A 12271-nucleotide genomic window follows, 5' to 3' on the forward strand; every position below is an offset into this window, starting at 1 on the left:
CTCAGTCTGGACTTGAGCATCGGCGCAAGCGATCCAGCTTGCACCCGATGTCAATCCGCGCCTGATCAAGGTCGAGGGCATATCCCCCCTGTACAATCCCAGCTTGTTTTTTCTTGCTCTCATCAAGACTCATCTCCGCTTTAACGCATTGCACAATCAGCCCACGCACATCTGTCATGGACCGGGTGACCTCTGTATCCTTCACAGCATCATCGCCGCGCACCCGTGCCGTCAGCGCTTCAATGTCGCGCCTCAGACTGCGGACCGCAGCTTGGAGAGAACCGAGCAGCTCGGTTCCGTCCTCAATTTCTTGCTCCAGTGGTATCGTGGTCATTTGGGTCATTCCTTTTCGAATGGATCCCCAACCGGTTAGACATGAAAAAACGGCCTGCGGGAGGTGTCCCGTGGCCGTTTGCCCATCTCTTCTAGCGTGCCAAAAGATATACTTCGGACCGTTCGTTAAGTCAAGATAATTATTGTTAACAACACCTTACCGGACCGCGCGTTGCGCCGATCAATTTCCGCCCGTCGACGCATTTCCCGCAGCTTCCGCCCCACGCTCGGCTTCGATTTCGCGCCAGCGCGCAACGTTGCGGTTATGCTCTTCCAGCGTCACCGCAAAGGCATGGCCTCCCGTGCCATCGGCCACAAAGAAAATATACGGCGTCTCATCCGGCTGTGCCGCCGCCATCAGGCTGGCACGCCCCGGATTGGCAATCGGTGTAGGCGGCAATCCGTCAATCACATAGGTATTCCACGGCGTCTCCCTTCGCAGTTCCGACCGCCGCAATCCACGTCCCAGCACGCCTTTGCCTTCCGTAATCCCGTAAATCACCGTCGGGTCCGTCTGCAAACGCATGCCCTGGTTGAGCCGGTTCACAAACACGCTCGACACCTGACGCCGCTCATCCGCAACACCTGTTTCCTTCTCGATGATCGACGCAAGGATCAACAGATCTTCCGGGCTGCCAATCGGCAAATTCTCATCCCGCGCAGCCCAGGCTTCCGCAACAATGGATTCCTGCGCCGCCTGCATCCGCGCCACGACCGACGCGCGATCATCTCCCGGACGCACCTCATAGCTGTCGGGCGCCAATGCCCCCTCAGCGGGCAACTCGGGAACGCTGCCCTCCAGCACCTCCAACCCGTTCAGCGCTTCAACCACCTGCCAGCTTGTCACACCTTCCGCGACAGCCACACGAAACCGCGTGTCGCTCTCCGCTTTCTTCTGGGTGTAAATCGCCGGAACTTCTTCCGTCGCAGGATTGAACGCCGCCTTCTCCACAAACCGGTTGGTCGCTGGATCCAGCTCACGCACCTGCGCAGAAACCCTGTTCACCCCCACGCGGTAGACAATTTCCGTGCCGCACGTGCTCGCTCCGCCGCGTGTCACCACATCGACAATCTCGGCCATCGACGTGCCCGGTTCCACCAGAAAGCTCCCCGCTTTCAACTGCTGGGTCTTCTCCTGATAATCCGCCCCGATCCGAAAGATCGACGCATTGCTCACCGCCCCCTGCGCCGCCAGATCCTCACTGACCCGCCGCATGGTAGAGCCGCGCTCAACCCGGACACAAATCGCCTCTTCCAGAGGCCCAACAGCAACATAGGTATTCTTGCCCCACAGGATCACCCCGCCCAGCAGGAACGCCCCCACCAGCAGAAACGTCACCGCGTTAGAGGCAATATGCCGCCACATCAGCCGACTTTCCCAAACAAGACGCTGGCGTTTGTGCCCCCAAACCCGAACGAATTGGACAAGGCCACGTTGATCTCCCGCGCCACCTTCTTGTTCGGGGCCAGATCAACGGCGGTCTCCACCGCCGGATTGTCCAGATTGATCGTCGGCGGTGCCACCTGATCGCGGATCGCAAGGATGGAGAAGATCGCCTCAATCGCCCCCGCAGCCCCCAGCAGATGCCCGGTCGCGGATTTGGTCGACGACATGGTCACAGACCCCGCATGCTCTCCCATCATCCGCTCCACCGCGCCCAATTCAATGGTATCGGCCATGGTCGAAGTGCCATGCGCGTTGATGTAATCAATATCCTTGGGTTCCAGCCCCGCACCGCGCAACGCCGCACGCATGGAGCGTTCACCACCCTCACCATCCTCGGACGGGGCAGTGATGTGATAGGCGTCACCCGACAGCCCATAACCAATCACCTCGGCATAGATCTTTGCGCCGCGGGCCTTTGCGTGCTCATATTCTTCCAGCACCACGATGCCCGCGCCTTCCCCCATGACGAACCCATCCCGGTCCGCATCATAGGGGCGGCTGGCGGATTTCGGATCATCGCCGCGCTTGGTGCTGAGCGCCTTACAGGCGTTAAACCCGGCAATCCCAATTTCGCAAATCGCTGCTTCCGCACCACCTGCGATCATCACATCCGCATCGCCATGCTGGATCAGACGGCTTGCGTCCCCAATCGCATGCGCACCCGTCGAACACGCCGTCACCACCGAATGGTTTGGCCCCCGGAAGCCATAGCGGATCGACACCTGCCCTGAGATGAGATTGATCAGCGCCCCCGGCACAAAGAACGGGCTGACGCGGCGGGGACCTTTCTCCGCCATCATCACGGCTGTATTGGCAATGGAATTCAGGCCACCGATGCCGGAACCGATCAGAACGCCCGTGCGTTCCTGACCCTCATTGTCCTCCGGCATCCAGCCGGAATCCTCAACCGCCTGCTGGGCTGCGGCCATGCCAAACAGAATGAAGGTATCAACCTTCCGCTGCTCCTTGGGTTCCATGTACTTGGAGGCATCAAACGTGCCATCACTGCCATCGCCCAAAGGCACTTCGCAGGCGTATTGCGTGACCAACCGGCTGGCATCAAAACCGGTAATCGGCCCGGCCCCGGACTGCCCCTCCAGAATACGGGTCCAGCTTTCCTCAACCCCGTCTGCCAGAGGCGTCACCAACCCCAGACCTGTCACCACTACTCTGCGCATATCACGGCCCTGCCTTTGTCTCGTCTGTTATGTTGTCAGGCCTATACATGGTGCAGGCGCGCCTGTTCAAGAGCGGCGCTGTCCCGCGCAGCTTCTCAGCGGTCAGACCGGCGGCCCCTTGCGCTCCATCAACACCACATCCGCGCCCTGATGCCGCAGCTCGCGGATTGGCACATAGCCCAGCTTGCGCGCCAGCTTCAGGGACGGGTGATTGTCCGTCGTGATGATGCAGACGGTGCGCCCGGCAATGATCCGGTCAAACCAATCATGGGCAGCTTTCGCGGCCTCCAGCCCCAAACCCTGACCCTGAATCTCAGGCGCCAGAACCCATCCGGCCTCGGGATAGGGATCAAAATCCTCACCCAACCCCCTGCTGCCAAAGAAAAACCCGACCTGGCCATCCATTTGCGGCGCGCGATGCACCTGCACGGCCCATTGTCCGAAGCCGGTGATCTGCCAATGGCCCGCATTGCGCAGAAACGAATCCCACGACTGCGATTTCGGGCGCGGCTCGCCGGTGATTTCGGCCACCACTTCCGGGGTCGCCCAGATCTCAGCAAAACGGGCAAAATCCTCCGCGCGCATCGCGCGCAGGGTCATACGGGGTGTGTTAATCGTTGGTACAGTGCGCGACATGGGTGGTGAATTACCTTCACACTTTGATTGCTGCCTGACCCTCTTTTGCCGCAGCACAGCACCCCGCCACAACCCCCCGCAGAGGCCTTGAATCAAAAAACGGCATCATTCCGCTTTGGAAAGATGCCGTTTGATTTCTTTTCGTGCAGCGGGCCAATCAGGCCCTGAAATGCACGGGCCTCAGGAGGCTTCTTTGATGAACTTCACCGCGTCGCCAAAGGTCTGGATGTTCTCTGCCGCGTCATCGGGGATTTCGATGCCGAACTCTTCTTCGAACGCCATCACCAGTTCAACGGTGTCCAGGCTGTCAGCACCCAGATCGTCGATGAACGACGCATTCTCGGCAACTTTGTCCTCTTCAACACCAAGGTGTTCCACAACGATCTTTTTCACGCGGTCTGCGACGTCGCTCATATCTTTTCCTCACGTTTTCGGGCCAATGGCCCTTCCTTTTTCCGCATGCCCCGAAAGGCACTTGGCAGATGCCCCATACTGAGGCGGTGATGTCCTTCGTGCACGAAGTTGTGACACAAGGTTTCGGGTGCGGTCAAACGCGCCCATATCGATTCTGCGCCCCCTTTAGCACAGGATTTCGGGCGCGCAAACGGTAATGGCGCGCCTTCTACAACATGGCCATGCCGCCATTCACGTGCAAGGTCGTGCCCGTCAGATAGGCGGCTTCGTCACTTGCAAGGTACAGCGTGGCGGCTGCAATCTCTGCTGGTGTTCCCATCCGGCCAGCGGGAATTTGTTTCATGATTCCAGACTTTTGATCATCCGTCAGTTTGTCCGTCATCGCGGTGGCAATAAACCCCGGTGCAATGGCATTCACGGTGATGCCACGGCTTGCAACCTCATAGGCAAGCGATTTTGACATCCCCACCATCCCCGCTTTGGAGGCGGCATAATTCGCCTGCCCCGGATTGCCCGTGGCCCCGACAATGCTTGAGATGTTCACAATCCGGCCCCAACGCGCTTTCATCATCCCGCGCATCACGCCCTTGCACAGGCGAAACGTCGCCCCAAGGTTCACATCCAGCACAGAATCCCATTCCTCTTCCGACATCCGCATAAACAGATTGTCGCGGGTGATGCCCGCGTTGTTGACCAGAATATCAACTGACCCCATCGCCTCAATCGCCTGGCCGGGCAGCGCGTTGACAGCGTCCATATCACTCAGGTTGCAGGGCAGTACATGGGCGCGGTCGCCAAGTTCCGCTGCCAGCGCCTCCAACGGCTCAATCCGCGTGCCGGACAGCCCCACCGCAGCACCCGCAGCATGCAAACTGCGCGCAATCTCTGCCCCGATGCCACCCGAGGCACCGGTCACCAGTGCATTTTTCCCTGTCAGATCAAACATATCCCGTCCTTTGTTCTTTCATTACTGCACAGCCTGCGTCAGCAGACCAAAGCGCGCGATTTCCGCCGCTGTCATCTCATGTATCCCGTCCGACGGAGCCGCCTGCAAGGTAAACCAGTAAAACGCATCGCTTCCGAGCATCTCCTGCGTATAGGCCACCGTGCTTTGATGCTCCGGCGCGCCGGGTGGATAATCCGTCGCCTCGCCAAACCCATCGGCCCAGGCGTGCACGCCAATCACCGCGCCCCGTTCCATCGTGCGTTGCCGCCCGGCCAGAAACAGATCGACCGCCCCAGAATAGATCTCGCTCTGCGCCGTCAGATGGGTGTTCAGCCCCCGATCCCGCAACGCATACCCCATGCGCAACACCGCCTCATCATCCAGTGATCCCGGCATATAGGTCTGCACAATCGTCGTGACCTGCGGGTTGGCATCCAGTGCCGCAAGGAAATTCGCAGGCGTACGTGACGTCATCTCGCCACTCAGGAACAATGCCGTCCCCCGCACCTCAATCTCCGTCCGGTCAACTGCATTCTCCGCAATCGCACAGCCCCACAGAAGGGCTGCAACCAAAGCCAAAGCAGCAAACAACCGCATCAAGCGGCAACCACCGCCGCCACATCATCAGGCGAGCCCACCGCGCGGCAGGTGCTTTCCTTGGCAATCCGCCGGATCATCCCCGACAGCGCCTTGCCGGCACCAATCTCCCAAAACTCCGTCACGCCCTGTGCCGCCATCCACTCAACCGAGGACCGCCAGCGCACGCGCCCGGTGACCTGATCCACCAGCAAATCCCGTATGCGATCGGCGTCTGACACAGCTTCCGCCAGCACATTCGCCACCAGGGGCACGGCTGGTGCCTGCATCGTCACCTCTGCCAGGGCCTTGGCCATCTCATCCGCCGCAGGCTGCATCAACGCGCAATGGAACGGCGCGGACACGGGCAGTGGCAACGCGCGTTTGGCACCGGCTTCCTTCGCCAACACAACCGCCCGTTCAATCGCGGCCTTGCTGCCGGAGATCACGTTCTGCGTCGGATCATTCTCATTGGCCAACTGACAGACCTCATCCCCCGCAGCCTCCTGCGCGACCTTGTCGACTGCATCGGCATCCAGCCCCAGCACGGCGGCCATCGCGCCCTGCCCCACAGGCACCGCCGCCTGCATCGCGCGTCCGCGCACCCGCAACAGCCGCGCGGTATCCGCCAGCGACAATGCGCCCGCCGCACAGAGCGCCGAATATTCTCCCAACGAATGCCCCGCCACGAAAGACGCGCGGTCCAGACCAACCCCTTCGGCCTGCAACGCGGCCAAAGCCGCCATGGACGTCGCCATCAACGCAGGCTGTGCGTTCTCCGTCAGGGTCAGCGTCTCAATCTCACCTTCCCAGATCAGCGCAGACAGTTTCTCCCCCAGCGCCTCATCCACCTCATCAAAGACCGCACGGGCAGCGGGATACGCCTCTGCCAATGCCTGCCCCATACCGATGGTCTGCGCGCCCTGACCGGGAAAAACGAATGCGATGCTCATGGATATCCTCGTGTGCTGTTTTCCAAGGCTTATCGCCTGCCCTGCGTGCAAACAAGGCCGCACATCCCCTCTGCGCAGATCGCCATTGTCCTCAGCCGCTGCGCCGTTACCTAATGCAGCACCAAAGACGGAGCACCCCATGGCCCTGACCAACACATCCGAACGCTACGGCGGCGTGACAAAAACCTTCCACTGGCTCACCGCACTGCTGATCCTGACGTTGCTGCCGCTGGGCTGGTACGCAAACCAGCTGCCCTATGAAACGGACACAGAGCTCGCCCGTAAAGCCTGGCTGTTCTCACTGCACAAAACCCTTGGTGTTGCGGCCTTTTTCACCGCCGCCCTGCGCATCCTCTGGGCGCTGAGCCAGACCAAACCGGGGTTGCTCAACGCCGACAAACCGCTGGAGAGCCGTCTGGCCGAGGTCGTGCATTGGCTGCTCTATGGTGCATTGGTCATTGTGCCGCTCTCCGGCTGGATCGGTCACGCGGCGGCTTCGGGTTTTGCGCCCATCTGGTGGCCTTTGGGGCAAAACCTGCCGCTGGTGCCGAAATCCGTTGAGATTGAGCATCTTGCCAGCGCGGTGCATTGGGTTTCCACCAAGATCCTGATCGCGTCGCTGCTGCTGCATATTGCTGGCGCCCTAAAGCACCACTTCGTTGACAACGACGCCACCTTGCGACGGATGTTGCCGGGCACACCGGGGCTGGGGCCATTGCCCAGACAAGACCACCCCAAATCCCCGCTCTTTGGCGCACTTGGCATCTGGATCGCAGCGATGTTTGTGGCCGCAGCCCTCGCCGGTGGCGACAAACACGACACTGCGGAGGCGGCTGTGGCCCTCGAAGACGTCGCCTCAGACTGGCAGGTCGAAGACGGCACCATTGAAATCACCGTCACACAATTCGGCAATGCCGTGAGCGGCACCTTCGCCGATTGGACCGCCGCCATCACTTTTGATGAAACGATCACGGACGGCCCTCTGGGCGATGTCACCACCACGGTGTCCATCTCCTCCCTCACGCTGGGGTCGGTCACGGATCAGGCCATGGGCGCGGACTTCTTTGATGCCGCCAACCACCCCACAGCAGTGTTCACCGCGCAGATCAAACCCGGTCAGGATGGCTTTATCGCCGAAGGCACGCTGACCATCAAAGACACCACAATGCCGCTAACCCTGCCCTTCTCGCTCAACATAGCGGACGACAAGGCAGAGATGGACGGCAGCCTGACCCTGAACCGGCTGGACTACAACGTCGGCACAAACATGCAGGACGAAAGCAGCCTCGCCTTTGCCGTCGATGTGGTGGTGAGGCTTACGGCAACCCGCGCGGCGGCAGAACCAGACAGCTGAAACAAACAGGCCGCCGGAGGGACCCCCGGCGGCCTGTCAACTCTATCAAGAGGAACGGCCTATTCGGCCTTCATCGCCTCAACGGAAATGGTGACCTGCACTTCGTCACTGACGGCTGGCGCAAAGGCACCCACGTTGAAGTCGGACCGCATCAGCGTTGTCGTCGCATCAAACCCCATCCACGGCTTGCCCGCCATCGGATGATCGCCCACTTTGTTCAGCTTGGCGTCCAGAACAACAGACTTGGTCACGTCATTCATGCTCAGATCACCCGTGATCAGCGCCGTGTCGTCGCCCGTCACCTCAATGGAGGTCGACGTGAACGTCACCAGGTCGCCTTCGGCTGCACCAAAGAAGTCGTCAGACATGAAATGCCCCTCGCGTTGCTCCCAACCGGTGAACATCGACATCACCGGCATCGAAACTGTGACGGAGGACGCGGCAGGATTTGCCTCGTCAAACATGATCTCCCCTTCAAAGCCGGAAAACATGCCATAGGTGGTAGAGAACCCAAGGTGGTTGTAGTTGAAGACCACCTGGCTGTGGCTGGCATCCAGCACGAATTTCTCAGCCGCCGTGGCAGCAGTTGCACCCAGACCCATGGTCAGAGCGGTGGCAAACATGATGGTTTTGATCGGGGACGTCATTGGCAAAACTCCATTGTTGGTTTCAATGAAGTTATCTGGGGTAAGCCTGTTCTCGATCAATCTCAAACAGACGAACAGACCCTGCGCGCTGATGAACACTGCGTGAGCGAATAAACTCCATTCTTGAGGGGTTCGCTGAATTGAAAGCCTGCGTGTTGGTTCTCGAACGCTGTGCTCAAAGCACCTTGCCGCTGTCACGCAGGCATGCGCTCAGCCTTGAGAAGACCTTTTGATCCGTCAGTGTCACCTCAGCCATGAAGGCGCCACTGGCATCCCACAAACGCACGTGCGGCCCTTCAAGCTCAACATGCGCCAGATCATCGAAGGCGCAGCGCTCCAGCACCTGCGGTGCCTCCAGTTGCGACGCGCGCACCAGACGCACCTCACGACGGATGGTGTCGATCTCTATGTGCGGGGCCAGCTGGGGCGCGCCGGATTGCAGCAAACCGATGCCAAGAAATCCGGCCACAATCGACAACAACAGCTTGAACAGCAGCAATTCGCTTTCAAAGCTCGATCCGGGCAACAGCCAAAGCCCGAAGGCAACAACAATGAACGCCACCCCGAACAGACGTTGCAGTCCGCGCAGCATCAACCGTCCCCCATCCAGCATGCGTACAGGCTGTGCGGCAGTCAGGTCGGCATCCGGCAATTGGGCAGTGGAGGTCATCGGGTTTCACTCTGGTTAACAACTGTTACCAAAGACCTGACCGACAAAGACGCCCAAAAAAGGGCAACCCCGCGGCGCAACGGGGACGATGTGAGAAATTCAGCGTGCCTTGACAAAGAACAATTGCAAAATGCCCGGCGAACGCCTATCGCTGCCGGCATGGTCCGGCCACCAGCCGCTCGCAGGCGTATGCCCATGGTGAAGTGCCGAAACGACAATCTGACCCTTTCAAACGTTCCCGCGTGACAGGTCAATGCGAGCCCCTCTTCCCGTCGCGGAACATCTGAAAAGAGGTTACGAGATGTCCCAAACCAACACCTTCACACATGGCCCGCTGGGCCAGATCTATCTGAAAACCGCCCTGCCCATCATCTTCGTGATGGGCATGAACGGCCTCCTGACACTGGTCGATGCCATCTTTCTTGGCCGCTACGTGGGGCCAGATGCGCTCAGCGCGGTCACGTTGATTTTCCCGCTCTACATGCTGATCGTGGCGCTGGCGACGCTGGTCTCCAACGGCATGTCAAGCATTCTGGCCCGCCACCTTGGCGCAGAAGACGGCCCCGCCGCCCGCGCGACATTTGCTGGCGCACACGGCATGGCGCTGTTCGTCAGTGCAATGCTGATCGTCGGGTATCTGCTGATCGGCGCGCCCCTGTCGCTGGCGCTCGCATCCGGCTCGGAACCATTGGCGGAGATGGCGCAGACCTATCTGTCGATCACCGCGTACATGTCCCCACTGGCTTTCGTGCTGGCCGTCAACTCCGACGCGCTGCGCAACGAAGGGCGCGTGGGCTTCATGGCGGCGATGAGCCTGCTGGTGGCACTGTCCAACATCGCCTTCAACTACGTGCTGATCGCGTGGTTCAACATGGGCGTTGCGGGGTCCGCCTACGGCACGGCACTGGCGCAACTGCTCGCCCTGTCGATCATCATGGGCTACCGGTTCAGCGGTCGGGCACAGCTGCATCCCGGCGCTGTCTTGCAGTTTTCCCTGTTGCACGGATGGGGTCGCATTCTGGCGCTGGGTGCACCGCAAAGCCTGAACTTCATCGGCATTGCCCTTGGCACCACGGCCGTGATTGTTGCCCTGCAAATGCTGGACCAGCCGGGGTATGAAACGACCATTTCGGCCTACGGCATGGTGACGCGGGTGCTGACCTTCGGGTTCCTGCCGCTTCTGGGGTTGACCCATGCGGTGCAATCCATCGTCGGCAATAACTACGGCGCGCAAAGCTGGGCGCGCTCGGATCAGGGCCTGCGGATCGGGATCGCCATCGCCTTTGTCTATTGCGTCGTGGTGCAGGCCGCGCTCAGCCTGTTCCCAAGGGCCATCGGGCTGTGGTTTGTCGATGACCCGGACGTGATCGACGCCTTTGTCCGCATCCTGCCGCTGACGGTACTGATGCTGTGGCTCGCCGGGCCGATGATCATGATTGCCACGTATTTTCAGGCCATCGGCAACGCCTCGCGCGCGGCGATCCTAGGGCTGACCAAACCCTATGCCTTCGCGCTGCCGCTGACGTTTATCCTGCCGCTGTTCTGGGGCGAAACGGGCATCTGGCTGGCGGGGCCTGTGGCGGAAGTCCTCATGGCGGCGCTGACCGCCATCGTCCTGATGCAAAGCGCCCGTGCCCTGAACCTGCGGCGCGGATTGTTCACCGCGCCTGCAACCTGAACCGAAAGGCGCGCGGCACCCCTTGTTCCGCGCGCCAAACCGTGTATACGGCCCCTTCCTTTGCAAGATACATGAACCGCGCAGTCTCTCGTGGTGGGGCCGCAAAGGATGATCGCCCTGCCTATGAAATGCGCCTTGATATAAATAGGAGACCGCATGCCGCTGTATGAGCATGTTATGATCGCGCGTCAGGATCTGTCCAACACGCAAGCCGAGGGGCTGATCGAACACTTTGGTGCCGTCCTGTCCGACAACGGTGGGAAACTCGTGGATCACGAGTATTGGGGCGTCAAGACGATGGCCTACAAGATCAACAAGAACCGCAAGGGCCACTACGCCTTCCTGCGCTCGGATGCACCTGCTCCGGCCGTTCAGGAAATGGAACGCCTGATGCGCCTGCATGACGACGTGATGCGCGTTCTGACCATCAAGGTCGACGATCACGCCGAACTGCCTTCCGTGCAGATGCAGAAACGCGACGAACGGCCTGACCGCCGTGAGCGCCGTTGATCTTTAGCTTGAAGAAAGGACACTAAACCATGGCTGCAAAACCATTTTTCCGCCGTCGCAAGGTCTGCCCCTTCTCGGGCGACAATGCACCCAAGATTGATTACAAGGACACGCGCCTGCTGCAACGCTACATCTCTGAGCGTGGCAAGATCGTGCCTTCCCGTATCACCGCAGTCTCTGCGAAAAAGCAGCGTGAACTGGCCCGTGCCATCAAACGCGCCCGCTTCCTCGCGCTGCTGCCCTACGCCGTCAAGTAAGGAGAAAGCACATGCAAGTTATCCTTCTGCAACGCGTGGCCAAACTGGGCCAGATGGGCGAAGTAGTCGACGTCAAACCTGGCTTTGCGCGCAACTACCTGTTGCCACAGGGCAAGGCGCTGTCTGCGTCCAAAGCCAACATCGAAGCATTCGAGGGCCGCAAGGCCCAGCTTGAGGCACAAAACCTCGAGACCAAGAAAGAAGCCGACAAGATGGCTGATACCCTCAACGGTCAGCAGTTCATCGTGATTCGCTCCGCCTCTGACGCGGGCGCGCTTTATGGCTCCGTCACCACCCGTGACGCGGCCGATGCGGCAACCGAAGCTGGTTTCACCGTCGACCGCAAACAGGTCGTGCTGACCGCGCCCATCAAAGAGCTGGGCCTGCACGACGTGGCCGTGGTGCTGCACCCCGAGGTCGAAGCCACCATTCAGCTGAACGTTGCACGTTCACCCGAAGAGGCAGAGCTTCAGGCATCCGGCAAATCCATCCAGGAGCTGGCTGCGGAAGAAGAAGCCGCCGCTGACTTCGAGATTGCCGAACTGTTTGACGACATCGGTGCCGCTGCGTCCGAGGACGAAGACCTGGCCGAAGCTGTCGAGAGCCCCTCCGATGATGAGGCCGCAGGCGACGAAGAAGAGACGCCCGCAAGCTAAGGCGTCCACCATCTAA

At 60.2% G+C, this 12271-nt stretch carries 15 protein-coding genes; 5 read left to right on the forward strand and 10 right to left on the reverse strand.

Annotation, left to right across the window (positions count from 1 at the left end):
* Position 1: 1 nt before the first annotated feature.
* The 8 genes from Q1A91_RS20600 to fabD form a co-directional block, all read right to left on the reverse strand.
* Positions 2-334 carry a hypothetical protein gene (locus tag Q1A91_RS20600; protein WP_299882130.1) on the reverse strand — a complete coding sequence of 111 codons (333 nt, stop codon included), beginning with the start codon at positions 332-334 and terminating at the stop codon, positions 2-4.
* A gap of 180 nt (positions 335-514) precedes the next feature.
* Complete coding sequence (gene mltG, locus Q1A91_RS20605) at positions 515-1699, reverse strand: endolytic transglycosylase MltG (RefSeq protein ID WP_299882132.1); 1185 nt, start codon at positions 1697-1699, stop codon at positions 515-517.
* Entirely contained in the window at positions 1699-2958 is a 1260-nt protein-coding gene (gene fabF, locus Q1A91_RS20610) for a beta-ketoacyl-ACP synthase II (protein ID WP_299882134.1), read from the reverse strand. The genes mltG and fabF overlap by 1 nt, the downstream gene beginning before the upstream one ends.
* 102 nt (positions 2959-3060) lie before the next feature.
* Positions 3061-3594, reverse strand: a complete 534-nt coding sequence (locus Q1A91_RS20615; RefSeq protein ID WP_299882136.1) for a GNAT family N-acetyltransferase — start codon at positions 3592-3594, stop codon at positions 3061-3063.
* 180 nt (positions 3595-3774) lie between these two features.
* A complete protein-coding gene (locus Q1A91_RS20620; RefSeq protein WP_025057844.1) occupies positions 3775-4008 on the reverse strand; it encodes an acyl carrier protein in 234 nt (77 codons plus the stop codon).
* A gap of 208 nt (positions 4009-4216) precedes the next feature.
* Positions 4217-4954 carry a 3-oxoacyl-[acyl-carrier-protein] reductase gene (fabG, locus tag Q1A91_RS20625; RefSeq protein WP_299882140.1) on the reverse strand — a complete coding sequence of 246 codons (738 nt, stop codon included), beginning with the start codon at positions 4952-4954 and terminating at the stop codon, positions 4217-4219.
* Positions 4955-4975: 21 nt separating this feature from the next.
* Positions 4976-5551, reverse strand: coding sequence for a hypothetical protein (locus Q1A91_RS20630; RefSeq protein WP_299882142.1), 576 nt, complete (start codon positions 5549-5551; stop codon positions 4976-4978).
* The gene (gene fabD / locus Q1A91_RS20635; protein ID WP_299882144.1) at positions 5551-6483 is read right to left on the reverse strand and encodes an ACP S-malonyltransferase; all 933 of its coding nucleotides are present in this window, start codon (positions 6481-6483) and stop codon (positions 5551-5553) included. The genes Q1A91_RS20630 and fabD overlap by 1 nt, the downstream gene beginning before the upstream one ends.
* Before the next feature lie 139 nt (positions 6484-6622).
* Between fabD and Q1A91_RS20640 the strand changes: the two genes are divergently transcribed.
* A complete protein-coding gene (locus tag Q1A91_RS20640) occupies positions 6623-7837 on the forward strand; it encodes a cytochrome b/b6 domain-containing protein (protein WP_299882146.1) in 1215 nt (404 codons plus the stop codon).
* 59 nt (positions 7838-7896) lie between these two features.
* On the opposite strand, the gene Q1A91_RS20645 is transcribed toward Q1A91_RS20640, so the two are convergent.
* Both Q1A91_RS20645 and Q1A91_RS20650 read right to left on the reverse strand, forming a co-directional pair.
* A complete protein-coding gene (locus Q1A91_RS20645) occupies positions 7897-8472 on the reverse strand; it encodes a YceI family protein (RefSeq protein ID WP_299882268.1) in 576 nt (191 codons plus the stop codon).
* Between the two features lie 187 nt (positions 8473-8659).
* Positions 8660-9154 (reverse strand): hypothetical protein, encoded by a 495-nt coding sequence (locus tag Q1A91_RS20650; protein WP_299882148.1) that lies wholly within the window; start codon positions 9152-9154, stop codon positions 8660-8662.
* Positions 9155-9455: 301 nt separating this feature from the next.
* On the opposite strand from Q1A91_RS20650, the gene Q1A91_RS20655 reads away from it, so the two are divergent.
* The 4 genes from Q1A91_RS20655 (at position 9456) to rplI (ending at position 12255) form a co-directional block, all read left to right on the forward strand.
* Entirely contained in the window at positions 9456-10832 is a 1377-nt protein-coding gene (locus Q1A91_RS20655; protein ID WP_299882150.1) for an MATE family efflux transporter, read from the forward strand.
* Between the two features lie 156 nt (positions 10833-10988).
* Complete coding sequence (gene rpsF / locus Q1A91_RS20660; protein WP_299882152.1) at positions 10989-11342, forward strand: 30S ribosomal protein S6; 354 nt, start codon at positions 10989-10991, stop codon at positions 11340-11342.
* A 29-nt stretch (positions 11343-11371) separates the two neighbouring features.
* Positions 11372-11599 (forward strand): 30S ribosomal protein S18, encoded by a 228-nt coding sequence (gene rpsR, locus Q1A91_RS20665; RefSeq protein ID WP_005982441.1) that lies wholly within the window; start codon positions 11372-11374, stop codon positions 11597-11599.
* An 11-nt stretch (positions 11600-11610) separates the two neighbouring features.
* Positions 11611-12255: a 50S ribosomal protein L9 gene (gene rplI, locus Q1A91_RS20670; protein ID WP_299882154.1), complete on the forward strand. Its 645-nt coding sequence runs from the start codon at positions 11611-11613 to the stop codon at positions 12253-12255.
* The last annotated feature ends 16 nt before the right edge of the window (positions 12256-12271 follow it).

It is taken from the genome of uncultured Sulfitobacter sp. (assembly GCF_947500075.1).
Lineage (GTDB): Bacteria > Pseudomonadota > Alphaproteobacteria > Rhodobacterales > Rhodobacteraceae > Sulfitobacter.